Source organism: Pantoea cypripedii, assembly GCF_002095535.1.
GTDB classification, from domain to species: domain Bacteria; phylum Pseudomonadota; class Gammaproteobacteria; order Enterobacterales; family Enterobacteriaceae; genus Pantoea; species Pantoea cypripedii.
In genome coordinates this window covers 3,846,170-3,860,043 of sequence record NZ_MLJI01000001.1, presented here as the reverse complement: position 1 = coordinate 3,860,043, position 13,874 = coordinate 3,846,170, and the positions used below count along the sequence as shown (strand labels likewise).

Below are 13,874 nucleotides of genomic sequence, written 5' to 3'. Positions count from 1 at the left end.
CTATTTCGATGGAACGCATCAGCGCCTTTCTCACCTACTGCATGGCGGTAGTGATGGGCTGGCTCGGTAAGTGGGATTTGCAGGACATGGCGACCCTGCTCGGCATGGTGCTGGGCGTCGGTATGTTTCTGGTGAGCTGGTACTACCGCCGCAAGACTTACCAGCTTTTCGCCAGCGGCCGCGTAAGCCGGGAGGACTATGAATCTGCAAACCGTTAAGCGCTGCGCCGTCGGCGCGGTACTGGCGATTGCCGCCACGCTGCCGGGGTTTCAGCAGCTGCATACCTCCGTTGAGGGGTTAAAGCTGATTGCGGATTACGAGGGCTGTCGCCTGAAACCGTACCAGTGCAGCGCAAACGTCTGGACCGACGGCATAGGGAACACGTCCGGCGTCGTACCGGGCAGGAGCATTACCGAACGGCAGGCGGCGGGGAGTTTTATCACCAACGTGCTGCGCACTGAGGCGGCGCTGTCCCGCTGTATCTTCACGCAGCTGCCGCAAAAGGTTTACGACGCCGTGGTGTCGTTTGCCTTCAACGTCGGCACGGGCAACGCCTGCGGTTCAACGCTGGTGAAGTTGCTGAATAAGGGCCGCTGGTCTGATGCCTGTCATCAGCTCAAACGCTGGGTGTATGTGAAAGGGATTTTTAACGATGGGCTGGATGACCGCCGTGGGCGGGAAATGGCCTGGTGCCTGAAGGGGGCAGCATGACTCGCGCTATTACAATGCTGTTAGCCGTTGCACTACTGGCACTGTCCTTTACCGGCTGGCGCTGGTCGGTTGCCCGTGATGAGCTGGCAGGCGCGCAGCGGATTATCGGCACCCTGTCGGCCGGTATTGAAAGCCGGGATAAAGCTATCACCCGGCTGAACACGGAAAACCGCGACAGCCAGAAACGCGAGGCCGCGCTGCGGCTGATGCAGGGGCGTGCAAGTTCCGGCGCGCTCAACCGTGAAATGCAAATACAGAGGGAAACCGATGCGAATCCAACACTGCGCGACTGGTCTGCTGCTCCTTTGCCTGACGATGTTATCCGGCTGCACGCCCGTCCCGCCTTCGCCAGCGCCAGAGATTATCTGGACTGGATGTCCGCGCGTGACCAGCTGCCTGATACCGGGCAACAGCCTGAAAACGGCGGGCGATCTGGCGGCGGATAACCGCCGTTTAGAGTCGGCGCTCGTTTCCTGCGGGTTGCAGGTGGAAACCATTAAAGACTGCCAGGAACAACATGATGCTGAAACCGAAACAACTGCGCGAGGCGCTGACAACCAGCGTCCCGATGCTGCAAAGAAACCCTGACTGCCTGAATGTGTTTATCGACAACGGGCGCATTGTCTCGACGCTCGCCACGTCCCTGTCGTTTGAATATCAGTACCAGCTGAACATGGTGATCACCGATTACACCGACAACATTGATCTGCTGATTGTGCCGATGCTGGCCTGGCTGCGGGTAAACCAGCCCGACGTGATGGCGACGAAGGAGAAGCAGCAGACCGGTTTTACCTTTAAAGCGGACGTCATCAGCGATACGGCCAGTGATATCAGTATTGATATTCAGCTGACTGAACGGGTGATCGTGAAACAGGAAGGTGATGAGCTGCACGTAAACCATGTTGGCGAGAACCCGCTGCCGGAGAATGATACGCGCCCGATGCAGCTGTATCTGCGGGGTGAGTTAATCAGCGAGTGGCAGTCATGAGTGAGTTAAAAGTGGTTGAGGACCGGCTGAACGCACTGATTAATAACCTGTCAGCCCCGGCACGCAAAGAGATGGCGCGAAACATCGCCAGAAAGCTGCGGGCCAGCCAGCAGGATAATATCAAACGCCAGCAGGCACCGGACGGAACCCCCTTTAAACCCCGCAAAACGCAGCCGGTTCGCCGTAAGAAAGGCCGGGTAAAACGCGAGATGTTCGCAAAGCTGCGCACCGCAAAATACATGAAAGCCCAGGCAGATTCCGATGAGGCCGTAGTCAGCTTTACCGGCCGCGTGCAGCGCATGGCCCGTGTGCATCATTACGGACTGCGCGACCGTCCATCACGAAAAGGCAACGAGGTGCAATATGTGGCGCGCCCATTATTTGGAATAAATGAGCGCGACTTGGGAATGATTATGGATGAAATAATTAATTCCTTACTTTAATTATTTTCCACCTTTTAATGCTGATATCATACCAGCGACTTGCTCGAGACCATCAAATGTTGATGGGACCTTTTCTTCTGTTGTCATTATGTTTGTAAACACAACATCTTCAAATTTTTTTAAAATTTCGGAATCTCCTGCTTTAATTTCTTTGGCGTACTCAACGTATGACTGTATGAATGCACAAAGAGTTTTTCGTAGTTCAATCTGTACAATTTGAGAACGAATTGACTGAAAGTTTGAAAGGGATACTCTAAAGTAATAAATCAGAATTATGGTGAGGGAGGCTACGGGTACAAACTTAATTAATTGGTTGGTATTTATAAAAGCTTCAGTAGGAATTGCTGCAAGTGAATAGATTTCATAAATTATCGGGACTACAATAGCAAGACCCAGGCCGAAGAGAATCAATTTCGCCCACATTAACTCACTATTTTTGATGCTGCTTAGATTGTCAAACCCTTCATACAAGCCAACGAAATTAAAGGCAGTTTTTTGTTTTTCTAACTTGCTTTGTAGCTCATCTACTTTTTTCGTCTTGATGTCTAATTCTTCTGACCACTCTTTAGTTATTTTTTCTGCCTCGGCTAACAGGCTAGGGATTTCCTTAAAGTGTTTCATCTCATCACTATTCAAAATAGAGCTAATGACAGCCACGGGCATATCATGTAAGGCGTAATCTATTTGCTCCTGACACAGTTTTGAAAAAGACTCTTTTCTTTCTATACAGAACTCTTTAAATCTTCTTATTTCACCCGGCAAGTCCCCTGAGGATTTCAATTGTCTTTCGATGCAAAACCTAAAGGCTGAACTAATTACCATGTCCATTTCATCTTCATTTGATGGCTTAGACGCTAACTCATTAAAGAAAGTTTCTGATATGCTTGCTATATTAAAATGAGTAGTTGAATCCCAGATTTCAGGTGCATTATAAAAACTTTCAATTATGGGCTGGAGAACATCAGCTTTTACAGTTGCTATCTCATCAATAAATTGGTCATTTTTAAGTCTTATCAAATAATCCCCAATCCTTCCTTTAATAGCACCAGACGTGAAGTAATCCATAATTGTGTTCTCCTTTCTTTCTGTTTGTTTAGACACGAACGGATGAGTAGTTCTCTTAAGATAGTAATCAATACAATATCATTAATGCATGAACGAACAACTCTCTGAAATCCTGCGCCTGCTGCGCAACCTGATCCGCATTGGCACCGTATCCGCCGTAAATCTGGACAGCGGGCAATGCCGCGTCGATACAGGAAATAACACCACTGACTGGCTCTACTGGCTGAGTGCACGTGCGGGTAAAACCCGTTCGTGGAATGCGCCGTCAGTGGGTGAACAGGTGCTGATCTTCTGTATCGGTGGCGAACTCGACACCGGTTTTGTGCTACCTGGTATTTTCTCCGATGACAACCCGGCCCCTTCTGCCTCTGCCGATGCGCTGCACTGGTCCTTTCCCGACGGCGCGGTGATCGAGTATGAGCCGGAAACAGGCGCGCTTACTGCAACCGGCATCCAGACCGCCACCATTAAAGCGGCCGTTAAAATCCTGTTTGAATCGCCAGAGGTGGAGTGCACAACCCTGCTGAAAACCGCCACGCTGGAAGTGACAAAAGGCGGCACGATGAAAGGCGACGTGACGCACAGCGGCGGCGATTTCAGCTCTAACAACGTAATCGTGCATGACCATAAACACGGCAAAGTGCAGACCGGCGGCTCCATGACGGAGGGCACCGAGTGACAACCGAAAAATACATCGGCATGAACCGCGAAACCGGCAAAGCCCTGACCGGCCTCGAACACATACAGCAGTCCATACGCGACATACTGGTGACGCCGATTGGCTCCAGGGTGATGCGCCGCAAATACGGTTCACTGCTGTCGGCGCTGATTGACCAGCCACAAAATGCCGCGCTGCGTCTCCAGATTATGTCGGCCTGCTATGTGGCGATCATTCAGTGGGAGCCACGCGTAAAGCTGACTGGCATCAGCTACGAGTTTGATTTTAACGGCGGCATGGTGGTTGAACTGACCGGCAACCGTACCGACACCGCGCAGACTTTTTCCTTAACCGTTCCTGTGAGCTGAGAACATGGCAACCATCGACCTGAGCCAGCTGCCCGCGCCTGACGTGGTGGAAACGCTGGACTATGAAACCCTGCTGGCCGAACGTAAAGCCACGCTGATTTCGCTCTACCCGGAAGACCAGCAGGAGGCCGTCGCGAACACGCTGGCGCTGGAGTCTGAACCCATCGTGAAGATTCTGGAGGAAAATGCCTATCGCGAGTTGATCCTGCGTCAGCGCATCAACGAAGCGGCAACGGCGGTTATGGTGGCTTACGCACTGGATGGCGATCTTGACCAGCTCGGCGCAAACAACGGCGTCACCCGCCTGACCATCACCCCGGCCGATGACACCACTATCCCGCCGACGGCGACAGTGATGGAGAGCAACGACGATTTCCGCGCCCGTATCGCCGCCGCCTTTGAGGGGCTGAGCGTGGCCGGGCCGACCGGTGCCTATGAGTATCACGCCAAAAGTGCCGACGGGCGGGTGGCCGATGCCTCTGCCATCAGTCCGTCGCCTGCCGTGGTGACCGTGACCATCCTTGGCCGTGAGGGCAACGGTGCAGCAGCTGATGACCTGCTGGCCGTGGTGGATGCGGCACTGAACGATGAGGATGTGCGGCCGGTGGCTGACCGCGTCAGCGTGCAGTCGGCTGAAATCGTGGACTATGCGATTGAAGCCGAGCTGTATCTCTATCCGGGGCCGGAGGCCGAACCCATTCGCGCCGCCTCTGAGGCAAAGCTCGCGGCCTATGTCACCGCGCAGAAGCGACTCGGACGTGATATCCGTCTGTCTGCCCTGTATGCCGCCATGCACGTTGAGGGCGTACAGCGCGTTAACCTGATTCAGCCGGTCGCCGATGTGGTGCTCGATAAAACGCAGGCGGCGTACTGCACCGGCTATACGCTGACCGTCGGGGGATCGGATGAGTAACCGCCTGGTTCCCACCGGTTCGTCGGTGCTGGAGGTCGCAGCAGCAGAAGCTCTTTCCTCTCTGACCGATCTGAATGTCCCGCTGCGCCAACTGTGGAACCCGTACACCTGCCCGGTGGCGCTGCTGCCTTATCTGGCGTGGGCGTGGTCGGTGGACCGCTGGGACAGCAGCTGGAGCGAATCAACCAAACGCGGCGTGGTCGCGGCGTCTCAGTTCGTGCACCGGCACAAAGGCACCATTGGTGCGGTCCGGCGCGTGGTGGAGCCGCTCGGCTATCTGATCCGCGTGAATGAGTGGTGGAAGACCGGCGATGTGCCGGGCACGTTCCGCCTTGACGTGGGCGTGCTGGATACCGGCATCACCGAAGAAATGTATAACGAGCTGGAGCGGCTGATAGCGGATGCGAAGCCCCTCAGCCGTCATCTGATTGGCCTTTCCATCAACCTTGATGCAAACGGCGACATCCCGGTTGCTGCCGCCTGCTACAGCGGCGATGAGCTGACCGTTTACCCCTACACCCCTGAACTTATCAGCACCGGCGGCGCGGGTTACTCCGGCGTGGCGGTGCATCTTATCGACCTGACGGAAGTGCGCGCATGACGACAAAATATTTTGCCCTGCTGACGAATCAGGGCGCGGCCAGGCTGGCGAATGCCGCCGCGCTCGGTACGAAACTCCAGATTACCCAGATGGCGGTCGGGGACGGCGGCGGCACGCTGCCAACTCCTGACCCGGCGCAGACCGCGCTCATAGGCGAGAAACGCCGGTCGGCGGTGAACTCGCTGAGTATCGATGCGGCCAACAGCAGCCAGATTATCGCCGAGCAGGTGATCCCCGAAAGCGAAGGCGGTTTCTGGATACGCGAGATTGGCCTGTTTGATGCTGACGGCGTGATGATTGCCATTGCCAACTGCGCCGAAACGTATAAACCGCAGCTGGCCGAGGGCAGCGGCCGCACGCAGACCGTGCGCCTGATCCTGATTGTGAACAGCACCAGCGCGGTGACGCTGAAAATCGACCCCGCCGTGGTGCTGGCGACACGCCAGTATGTCGATAACGCCGTGATTGAGGTGAAAGCGTATGCCGATGACCTGCTGGCAAAGCACGTTGCAGCAGCGAACCCGCACAGCCAGTACCTTCAGACGACAAACGCCCTGAAGGAAATAAAGGATGCGGGCAAAGCCGCTGAGGCACTGGACAATCTCGGGCTGACTATCCTCGGTGCAGGTTCTGCCATGCCGGTCGGCGTCCCGGTGCCGTGGCCGACAGCAACCGCCCCCACGGGCTGGATAAAGTGCAACGGGGCATCCTTCAGCGCTGCTACTTACCCCGAGCTGGCGAAAGCGTATCCCGCGCTGAAACTGCCCGACCTGCGCGGGGAATTTCTGCGTGGCTGGGATGACGGGCGCGGCGTGGACAGCGGGCGCGCGTTACTGAGCTTGCAGGATCATGCCCTTCAGCTGCATACCCATTATATGTACACGCAGGGTGCACTGGCCGGGACCGTATGGGCACCGCTGGACGATGTTAATAATTCTCAAACCAACGGGGATTCAGCCGTTGGTAACGGCTCCAGCGGCGGGCAGTGGACGTCACAGAGTAACGGCCCGGTCGGCAATTATGCGGCGGAAACCCGCCCGCGAAACGTCGCATTTAACTACATCGTGAGGGCTGCATAATGCCGAAAGTGACCTTTGATAAAAACGGGCTGGCGAAGGCGTCCGGCACCCTGACCGTGTACAGCTATGACGCCGTCAGCGGGGGATTCACCGGAGCCTCTGACGAGTATCTTTTGCAGGGGCTGGGCCTGCCCGCGAACTCAACCACAACCGCGCCGCCCAATGTTGCGGCAGGCAGCATTGCTATCTGGCGTGATGATGCCTGGCAGGCCGTCGGCGATCACCGTGGCGAGACGGTGTATTCAACGGCTGACGGCTCTGCCCGTGTGATAACGGAAACCGGGGATTACCCGGCGGATACCACGACGTTAAAGCCCGCAACCGGTTTTGATAAGTGGGACGGGGAAAAGTGGGTAACGGATGCTGACGCGCAGAAGCTGGCCGATGTGGCAGAGGCCGATAAGCAAAAGAGCACGCTCATCAGCAGCGCCAATACCACGACGCAGGCATGGCAGACGCAGCTGATGCTCGGCATCATTACCGATGCGGATAAAGAAAAACTCACCGAATGGATGAAATACATCCAGGATGTGCAGGCCGTGAATACTGCCGCCGCCCCGGATATTGTCTGGCCGGATAAGCCCGCCGTATGACTGAGGCCCGCAAGGGCCTTTCTTCTGTCCGCTGGTCTTTCAGCGGGCCGCTGTCAAATGCATTCGCCCGCCTGAGCTGCCACCCTGAGCACACCTTTAACCAGGAGTGCAACAGATGGCAGATTATCATCACGGTGTCCGCGTCGTCGAAGTGAACGACGGCACGCGCACCATCTCCACCGTATCAACCGCAATCGTCGGCATGGTCTGCACCGCTGACGATGCGGATGCGGCGACCTTCCCGCTCAATAAGCCGGTGCTTGTCACCAACGTGCAGGGCGCAGTCGGCAAGGCGGGCGTCAAAGGCACGCTGGCCGTAGCGTTGCAGGCCATTGCCGACCAGTCGAAACCCGTCACCGTCGTGGTGCGCGTGGCCGAAGGTGAAAGCGAGGCCGAAACCACGTCCAACATCATCGGCGGCACCGATGAAAACGGCCAGTACACCGGCATGAAAGCCCTGCTGGCCGCACAGTCTCAACTCGATGTTAAGCCGCGCATTCTCGGCGTGCCGGGCCTCGACACGCTGGAAGTATCCACCGCGCTCGCCAGCATTGCGCAGCAGCTGCGCGCCTTCGCCTACGTGTCGGCGTGGAACTGCAAAACCATTTCAGAAGCCCGCCTCTATCAGCAGAATTTCAGCCAGCGTGAAATCATGGTTATCTGGCCGGATTTCCTCGCCTGGAACACCACGACCAGCGCCTCAGACGTGGCCTACGCCACCGCCCGCGCGCTGGGCCTGCGCGCGAAAATCGACAACGACACCGGCTGGCATAAAACCCTGTCGAACGTCGGCGTTAACGGCGTGACCGGCATTTCCGCCTCGGTATTCTGGGATCTGCAACAGGTGGGAACCGATGCGGACCTGCTCAACGAGGCGAACGTTACGACGCTGATTCGTAAAGACGGCTTCCGCTTCTGGGGCAACCGTACATGCAGCGATGACCCGCTGTTCCAGTTTGAGAACTACACCCGCACCGCGCAGGTGCTGGCCGACACCATCGCTGAGGCGCACATGTGGGCGGTGGACAAACCACTCACGCCGGTACTGGTGAAAGAAATCATCGCGGGCATCAACGCCAAATTCCGCGAAATGACCAATGCCGGTTATCTGCTGGGCGCGTCTGCCTGGTATGACGAAAGCGCCAACGATAAGGACAGCCTGAAGGCGGGCAAGCTCTTTATCGATTACGACTACACGCCGGTGCCGCCGCTGGAAGACCTGACCTTCCGCCAGCGCATCACCGATACCTATCTGGCGACCTTCGCCGCATCCGTTAACAGTTAAGGAGCCGGATAAATGGCACTGCCACGCAAACTTAAGGCGATGAACCTTTTCAACGATTCGAACAGCTATCAGGGCGTGGTGACGGCCGTCACCCTGCCGAAGCTGGCGCGCAAGCTGGACCCGTACCGCGCAGGCGGCATGAACGGCGCCGCGCATATCGACAACGGTCTGGAAGATGACGCGCTCGATATTGAATGGACCATCGGCGGCATTGATGAGCTGGTGCTGTCGCAGTGGGGTGCATCCGATGTGCCGCTGCGCTTCACCGGCTCTTACCAGCGCGATGACACCGGCGAGGAAATCGCGGTTGAAATCGAGGTGCGCGGTAAGCACCAGACGTTTGATTTTGGGGAGGCCAAACCGGCCGAGGACACCGAAACCAAAATCACCAGCAAAAACACGTATTACAAGCTGACGTTTAACGGCAAAGAGCTGATTGAGATCGACACCGTCAACATGGTGGAGAAGGTCAACGGCACCGACCGCCTGGAACAGCGCCGCAAAAATATCGGCCTGGTATAACCCTGACGCCAGCGCCCGGCGCTGGCATTCCCTGATCACAGCAAACAGAGATAACCAATATGGAACAGAACGAAAATACCGTTGAACTGGAATACCCCATTCAGCGCGGTGAAACCACCATCAGCAGGGTTGAGCTGATTAAACCCAACGCCGGTGCGCTGCGCGGCGTGCGCCTGTCCGACCTTGCAGGCTCGGATGTGGATTCGCTGATGACCGTATTACCCCGCATCACCGTTCCGGCGCTGACTAAAGCAGACTGCAACAATCTTGACCCGGCCGACCTGATTACGCTGGCCGGTAAGGTGATCGGTTTTTTGTCCTCGAAGTCGGACGAGTAGACTGGCCGCGCGGCCTGACGGTTAACGACCTGATGGCCGACGTTGCGACGATATTCCACTGGCCCCCCTCCGAGATGTACAACCTGCCGCTGGCCGAGCTGATGGACTGGCGGCATAAAGCCTTTATCCGCAGCGGAGCAAACCCGGATGAGCAATAACCTCAAAATACAGGTGCTGCTGAATGCGGTAGACAAAGCCACCCGCCCGTTCAAAACCGTGCTGAATGCCACCAAAGGGCTGTCGGAAGAAATCCGCCGGACGCAGACCAGCATTAAAGAGCTGGATGCGCAGGCGGCTAAAATCGACGGTTTCCGCAAAACCAGCGCGCAGCTGGCCGTCACGCAGCAGAAACTCAAAGACGCCAAAGCCGAAGCGGCCGCGCTGGCCGTGACATTTAAAAACACCGAACGACCGACCACGCAGCAGGCCCGCGCGCTGGAGAAGGCCCGGCAGGCAGCGGCAGAGCTACAGACCAAATCGAACTCGCTGCGCCTCTCGGTACAGCAGCAGCGCGAGGCGCTGACGGCCGCAGGGATTTCAACCCGCAGTCTCAGCACAGAACAGCAGCGCCTCAAAACCGCCTCAGCACAGGTTACCGTCAGCCTGAGCCGCCAGAAACAGGAGCTTCAGCGCCTGAATGCACAGCAGGAACGGCTGAACCAGACCAGTGAGCGCTACCGTAAAGGGCAGGAGCTGTCAGCGAAGGTACGCAACGCCGGTGCGGCCGGTATCGGTGCCGCCACGGTCGGCGCGGTGGCCGCGTCCTCTGTGCTGCGTCCGGGCTATGACTTTGCCCTGGCAAACTCCACGCTACAGGCAACGCTCGGCCTTGATAAGAACTCGCCTGAATTTCAGTCACTGAAAACCCAGTCGCGCAGCATCGGCGACAACACCGCCGCCTCAGCCAACGACGCCGCGCAGGCGCAGATTATCATCGCCAAAGCGGGCGGCAGCGTAGACGATATAAAAGCCGCCACCCCGGTGACGCTGAATATGTCGCTGGCGAACAACCGCACGATGGAAGAAAGCGCGCAGCTGCTGATGAGTACCAAAAACGCCTTTGGTATGGCTAACAGTGAAGTCGCCCACCTGGGCGATGTGATTTCCGCGACGCTCAACAAAACCGCTGCCGACTTTGACGGGCTGAACGATGCACTGACCTACATCGCGCCGGTGGCGAAAAACGCAGGCGTCAGCGTTGAGCAGACCACGGCGATGATCGGCGCGCTGGCGCAGAGCGGCACCACCGGCAGCATGGCCGGGACCGGCGTGCGCGCCATGCTGTTACGCGTGCAGGCACCGACCGGGGCCGCGTTTAAAGCTATTCAGGAGCTGGGCGTCAAAGCGGCGGACAACAAAGGCAACATGCGGCCGTTTTTCACTGTACTCAAAGAGATGCAGAAATCCTTTGAGAAAAACAAACTCGGCACGGCGCAGCAGGCCGAGTACCTGAAAACCATCTTTGGCGAAGAGGCCGCGTCGTCAGCGGTGACGCTGATGAAAGCTGCCTCCAGTGGTGAACTGGATAAGCTGACGAAAACCTTTCAGCAGTCGGACGGCAGCACGGCAAAACTGGTTAACGTGCAGCAGGACAACCTCGGCGGCGACTTCAAAGAACTGCAATCAGCGTATGAGGCCATCGGCACCGATCTTTATGACCAGCTGGACACCAGCCTGCGCACGCTGACTCAGGACACCACAAAATTTCTGTTGCAGGTGGATAACTGGATTCAGAAAAACCCTGCGCTTTCATCCGGCATTGCCAAGGCCGCCACGGCGGGGCTGATTCTGGTCGGCGCGATTGGTGCCATCGGGCTGGTTGCCTGGCCGGTTATCGCCGGGGTAAACCTGCTGATTGCCGGGGCCGGACTGCTGGGAACGGTATTCAGTGTTGCAGGAGGCGCGATTGTGGCCGCAATCGGCGCGATTTCTCTGCCGGTTATTGCCGTGGGCGCGGCCATTGTTGCCGGTGCGCTGCTCATCCGCAAATACTGGGAACCCATCAGCGCTTTTATCACCGGTGTCGCCGAAGGCTTTACCGCCGCAATGGGGCCAATTGGTGAGTCATTCGGCACGCTGAAGCCGCCTTTTGAGTGGCTCGGCGGCAAAATCAAAGAGCTGTGGGACTGGTTCGGCAAGCTGCTGGAGCCGGTGAAATCCACTCAGGCGGAACTCGCTTCTGCCGGTGATATGGGTAAGAAATTCGGCAACATGCTGGCCGGGGCGCTGAAAATTCCCACCCATGCGCTTGACCAGCTGCGCAGCGGTATCGACTGGGTGCTGGAAAAGCTCGGCATTATCGACACCAAATCAGACGGCCTGAAAGACAAGGTGCCTTCCCCCGACCCGGTGGCAACCGGCGGCGCAGGCGTGGACACCGACGGGTTGCAGTACAGCCTTGCCACCGGCGGCGCACCTTACCGGCCGGTGTCGTCACCGTCCACAGCTGGCGGCTACACCGACCGCAGCCAGAATACGTATCAGTATGAAATCAACATGCATGAAGGCATGAGCAAAGACGATGCGCTGGCGCTGATGGCGCAGCACCAGGCGAAACAGGAGCGCAGCCGCCAGGCACAGAACCGCAGCAAAATGGGCTGGGAGGATTAACCGATGATGATGATTTACGGCATGATGCCGTTTATGCGCCAGACGCTGCCTTACGGTGAGCTTCAGCAGAATATCGATTACCGCTGGCCGACCAACAGCCGCGTTGGCCTGCGCCCGGCAGCGCAGTTTATCGGGCCGGGTGATGAAAAAATCACGCTGTCGGGGGAGCTGCGACCGGAAATAACGGGCGGTGCGGTTTCCCTGATGACGCTGCGCATTCTGGCCGATCAGGGGATGGCGTGGCCGCTGATTGGCGGTAACGGCGTGATTTACGGCATGTACGTGATCGAGAACATTTCCAACACGCACAGCGAGTTTTTCAGCAACGGCACGGCCAGCAAGATTATGTTTACCCTGAGCCTGAAGCGCGTGGATGAGTCCCTGACGTCAATGTTTGGCGACCTGAAACAGCAGGCCGACGGATTAATCAGCGGCGTCAGCAATCTGCCCGGGCAGGTGACATCGGCCATCAGCAGCGTGAAATCGGCGGCGGAAAGTCTTATTTCCCAGGCGGGAGGCTTACTCGGATGACGGGGATAAGCAGCCTGCCAATGCAGGCCGGGGCGCGCCTGACGCCTGACTTTATGCTGACGGTAAATTCTAAAGATGTGACCGCCAATATTCGTGACCGGCTGATTTCACTCACATTGTCCGACAATCGCGGCTTTGAGGCTGACCAGCTCGACATCGAACTGGACGACGCCGACGGGAAGCTGGCGATGCCGGTACGCGGGGCCGTGGTGACGCTGTTTCTTGGCTGGAAAGGCCAGGCGCTTATCGGTAAAGGGAGTTTTACCGTTGATGAGGTGGAGCACCACGGCGCACCGGATACGATGACCATCCGCGCCCGCAGCGCTGATTTCCGTGGCTCACTCAATTCCCGCCGCGAGGTGTCTTATCACGACACCACCCTGGGCGATATCGTCACGCAGGTGGCCGGGCGCAATAGCCTGAAACCCATGCTGGCCGATGGCTTTGCCGGGATCGCTGTGGCACATATCGACCAGACGCAGGAGACTGATGCGAAGTTCCTGACGCGGCTCGCCACGCTTTACGGCGCAGTGGCAGCGGTGAAGGCCGGGCGGCTGCTGTTTATCCGGCCGGGGAACGGCGTCACCCTCAGCGGCAAACCTATCCCGCAGATGACCATCACGCGCCGGGACGGCGACCGGCACAGCTTCAGTATTGCCGACCGTGGAGCCTATACCGGCGTATCGGCGAGCTGGCTGCATACCAGAGACCCGAAGCCGAAGAAGGTGAAACTCCAGCGCAAACCCAGAGAGAAGCACCTGCGCGCGCTTGAGCATCCGGCCGCAAAAAAGACCACAGCCAAAACCACGAAAACACCGGAAGCGAATGAGGGGGATTATCTGGCGGGCAGTGAAGACAACGTGTTCACGCTGACGACAGTCTACTCCAGCAAAGCCACGGCCATGCGTGCCGCTAAAGCAAAATGGGAGAAGCTGCAACGCGGTGTTGCCGAGTTCTCGATTACGCTGGCAATGGGCCGGGCCGACCTTTACCCGGAAACGCCGGTTGCGGTGAGCGGGTTTAAATCGGTGATCGATGCACAGCCGTGGCTCATCAGTAAGGTGACGCATAGCCTGAGCAGTAACGGTTACACCACACAGCTTGATTTTGAGGTGCTGCTGTCTGATGTTGAATATGAACTGAATGATGATGTAGCTTTTAGCTAATTT

19 protein-coding genes and 1 pseudogene are annotated in these 13,874 nt (G+C 57.4%); 19 read left to right on the top strand and 1 reads right to left on the bottom strand.

Features of this window, described 5'->3' with window-relative positions; genetic code table 11:
* Nucleotides 1-2 precede the first annotated feature (2 nt).
* The 6 genes and pseudogenes from HA50_RS17850 to HA50_RS17830 all read left to right on the top strand — a co-directional run bounded on the left by HA50_RS17850 (nucleotide 3) and on the right by HA50_RS17830 (nucleotide 2,142).
* A complete protein-coding gene (locus HA50_RS17850; RefSeq protein WP_244193623.1) occupies nucleotides 3-218 on the top strand; it encodes an HP1 family phage holin in 216 nt (71 codons plus the stop codon).
* On the top strand, nucleotides 199-711 hold the full coding sequence (locus HA50_RS17845; RefSeq protein WP_084876894.1) for a lysozyme: 513 nt from the start codon (nucleotides 199-201) through the stop codon (nucleotides 709-711). Before HA50_RS17850 ends, HA50_RS17845 begins: the two co-directional genes overlap by 20 nt.
* Nucleotides 708-1,058: pseudogene (locus HA50_RS17840) on the top strand (Rz-like lysis system protein LysB); the annotation flags it as partial. The gene HA50_RS17845 and the pseudogene HA50_RS17840, both read left to right, overlap by 4 nt.
* Nucleotides 979-1,299, top strand: coding sequence for an Rz1-like lysis system protein LysC (gene lysC / locus HA50_RS31750; protein WP_244193594.1), 321 nt, complete (start codon nucleotides 979-981; stop codon nucleotides 1,297-1,299). The pseudogene HA50_RS17840 and the gene lysC, both read left to right, overlap by 80 nt.
* Entirely contained in the window at nucleotides 1,232-1,699 is a 468-nt protein-coding gene (locus tag HA50_RS17835) for a phage tail protein (protein ID WP_084876892.1), read from the top strand. The genes lysC and HA50_RS17835 overlap by 68 nt, the downstream gene beginning before the upstream one ends.
* Nucleotides 1,696-2,142, top strand: coding sequence for a phage virion morphogenesis protein (locus HA50_RS17830; protein ID WP_084876891.1), 447 nt, complete (start codon nucleotides 1,696-1,698; stop codon nucleotides 2,140-2,142). Before HA50_RS17835 ends, HA50_RS17830 begins: the two co-directional genes overlap by 4 nt.
* Here the strand turns inward: HA50_RS17830 and HA50_RS17825 are convergent, their stop codons facing one another.
* A complete protein-coding gene (locus HA50_RS17825; RefSeq protein ID WP_084876890.1) occupies nucleotides 2,143-3,207 on the bottom strand; it encodes a hypothetical protein in 1,065 nt (354 codons plus the stop codon).
* A gap of 88 nt (nucleotides 3,208-3,295) precedes the next feature.
* Between HA50_RS17825 and HA50_RS17820 the strand changes: the two genes are divergently transcribed.
* The 13 genes from HA50_RS17820 (at nucleotide 3,296) to HA50_RS17760 (ending at nucleotide 13,871) form a co-directional block, all read left to right on the top strand.
* Nucleotides 3,296-3,886, top strand: coding sequence for a phage baseplate assembly protein V (locus HA50_RS17820; RefSeq protein WP_084876889.1), 591 nt, complete (start codon nucleotides 3,296-3,298; stop codon nucleotides 3,884-3,886).
* Complete coding sequence (locus HA50_RS17815; RefSeq protein ID WP_084876888.1) at nucleotides 3,883-4,233, top strand: GPW/gp25 family protein; 351 nt, start codon at nucleotides 3,883-3,885, stop codon at nucleotides 4,231-4,233. Before HA50_RS17820 ends, HA50_RS17815 begins: the two co-directional genes overlap by 4 nt.
* A 4-nt stretch (nucleotides 4,234-4,237) precedes the next feature.
* Nucleotides 4,238-5,146 (top strand): baseplate assembly protein, encoded by a 909-nt coding sequence (locus HA50_RS17810; protein WP_084876887.1) that lies wholly within the window; start codon nucleotides 4,238-4,240, stop codon nucleotides 5,144-5,146.
* Complete coding sequence (locus HA50_RS17805; RefSeq protein WP_084876886.1) at nucleotides 5,139-5,747, top strand: phage tail protein I; 609 nt, start codon at nucleotides 5,139-5,141, stop codon at nucleotides 5,745-5,747. Before HA50_RS17810 ends, HA50_RS17805 begins: the two co-directional genes overlap by 8 nt.
* On the top strand, nucleotides 5,744-6,826 hold the full coding sequence (locus HA50_RS17800; RefSeq protein ID WP_084876885.1) for a phage tail-collar fiber domain-containing protein: 1,083 nt from the start codon (nucleotides 5,744-5,746) through the stop codon (nucleotides 6,824-6,826). The genes HA50_RS17805 and HA50_RS17800 overlap by 4 nt, the downstream gene beginning before the upstream one ends.
* Nucleotides 6,826-7,419 carry a tail fiber assembly protein gene (locus tag HA50_RS17795; protein WP_084876884.1) on the top strand — a complete coding sequence of 198 codons (594 nt, stop codon included), beginning with the start codon at nucleotides 6,826-6,828 and terminating at the stop codon, nucleotides 7,417-7,419. The genes HA50_RS17800 and HA50_RS17795 overlap by 1 nt, the downstream gene beginning before the upstream one ends.
* A gap of 115 nt (nucleotides 7,420-7,534) precedes the next feature.
* On the top strand, nucleotides 7,535-8,704 hold the full coding sequence (locus tag HA50_RS17790; protein ID WP_084876883.1) for a phage tail sheath protein: 1,170 nt from the start codon (nucleotides 7,535-7,537) through the stop codon (nucleotides 8,702-8,704).
* Between the two features lie 12 nt (nucleotides 8,705-8,716).
* Complete coding sequence (locus HA50_RS17785) at nucleotides 8,717-9,226, top strand: phage major tail tube protein (protein WP_084876882.1); 510 nt, start codon at nucleotides 8,717-8,719, stop codon at nucleotides 9,224-9,226.
* A 59-nt stretch (nucleotides 9,227-9,285) separates the two neighbouring features.
* Nucleotides 9,286-9,564, top strand: a complete 279-nt coding sequence (locus HA50_RS17780) for a phage tail assembly protein (RefSeq protein ID WP_084876881.1) — start codon at nucleotides 9,286-9,288, stop codon at nucleotides 9,562-9,564.
* A gap of 32 nt (nucleotides 9,565-9,596) precedes the next feature.
* Complete coding sequence (locus HA50_RS17775) at nucleotides 9,597-9,722, top strand: GpE family phage tail protein (protein ID WP_084876880.1); 126 nt, start codon at nucleotides 9,597-9,599, stop codon at nucleotides 9,720-9,722.
* Nucleotides 9,712-12,174, top strand: a complete 2,463-nt coding sequence (locus tag HA50_RS17770; protein ID WP_084876879.1) for a phage tail tape measure protein — start codon at nucleotides 9,712-9,714, stop codon at nucleotides 12,172-12,174. The genes HA50_RS17775 and HA50_RS17770 overlap by 11 nt, the downstream gene beginning before the upstream one ends.
* A 3-nt stretch (nucleotides 12,175-12,177) precedes the next feature.
* A complete protein-coding gene (locus HA50_RS17765) occupies nucleotides 12,178-12,705 on the top strand; it encodes a phage tail protein (protein WP_084876878.1) in 528 nt (175 codons plus the stop codon).
* Entirely contained in the window at nucleotides 12,702-13,871 is a 1,170-nt protein-coding gene (locus HA50_RS17760) for a phage late control D family protein (RefSeq protein ID WP_084876877.1), read from the top strand. Before HA50_RS17765 ends, HA50_RS17760 begins: the two co-directional genes overlap by 4 nt.
* Nucleotides 13,872-13,874: the final 3 nt, after the last annotated feature.

Excerpts from the sequence above, each read along its gene's own strand:
- HA50_RS17845 (WP_084876894.1), top strand. The coding sequence starts at position 199 with ATGAATCTGCAAACCGTTAAGCGCTGCGCCGTCGGCGCGGTACTGGCG.
- lysC (WP_244193594.1), top strand. The coding sequence starts at position 979 with ATGCGAATCCAACACTGCGCGACTGGTCTGCTGCTCCTTTGCCTGACG.
- HA50_RS17835 (WP_084876892.1), top strand. The coding sequence starts at position 1,232 with ATGCTGAAACCGAAACAACTGCGCGAGGCGCTGACAACCAGCGTCCCG.
- HA50_RS17830 (WP_084876891.1), top strand. The coding sequence starts at position 1,696 with ATGAGTGAGTTAAAAGTGGTTGAGGACCGGCTGAACGCACTGATTAAT.
- HA50_RS17825 (WP_084876890.1), bottom strand. The coding sequence starts at position 3,207 with ATGGATTACTTCACGTCTGGTGCTATTAAAGGAAGGATTGGGGATTAT.
- HA50_RS17820 (WP_084876889.1), top strand. The coding sequence starts at position 3,296 with ATGAACGAACAACTCTCTGAAATCCTGCGCCTGCTGCGCAACCTGATC.
- HA50_RS17810 (WP_084876887.1), top strand. The coding sequence starts at position 4,238 with ATGGCAACCATCGACCTGAGCCAGCTGCCCGCGCCTGACGTGGTGGAA.
- HA50_RS17805 (WP_084876886.1), top strand. The coding sequence starts at position 5,139 with ATGAGTAACCGCCTGGTTCCCACCGGTTCGTCGGTGCTGGAGGTCGCA.
- HA50_RS17800 (WP_084876885.1), top strand. The coding sequence starts at position 5,744 with ATGACGACAAAATATTTTGCCCTGCTGACGAATCAGGGCGCGGCCAGG.
- HA50_RS17795 (WP_084876884.1), top strand. The coding sequence starts at position 6,826 with ATGCCGAAAGTGACCTTTGATAAAAACGGGCTGGCGAAGGCGTCCGGC.
- HA50_RS17790 (WP_084876883.1), top strand. The coding sequence starts at position 7,535 with ATGGCAGATTATCATCACGGTGTCCGCGTCGTCGAAGTGAACGACGGC.
- HA50_RS17785 (WP_084876882.1), top strand. The coding sequence starts at position 8,717 with ATGGCACTGCCACGCAAACTTAAGGCGATGAACCTTTTCAACGATTCG.
- HA50_RS17780 (WP_084876881.1), top strand. The coding sequence starts at position 9,286 with ATGGAACAGAACGAAAATACCGTTGAACTGGAATACCCCATTCAGCGC.
- HA50_RS17775 (WP_084876880.1), top strand. The coding sequence starts at position 9,597 with ATGGCCGACGTTGCGACGATATTCCACTGGCCCCCCTCCGAGATGTAC.
- HA50_RS17770 (WP_084876879.1), top strand. The coding sequence starts at position 9,712 with ATGAGCAATAACCTCAAAATACAGGTGCTGCTGAATGCGGTAGACAAA.
- HA50_RS17765 (WP_084876878.1), top strand. The coding sequence starts at position 12,178 with ATGATGATGATTTACGGCATGATGCCGTTTATGCGCCAGACGCTGCCT.
- HA50_RS17760 (WP_084876877.1), top strand. The coding sequence starts at position 12,702 with ATGACGGGGATAAGCAGCCTGCCAATGCAGGCCGGGGCGCGCCTGACG.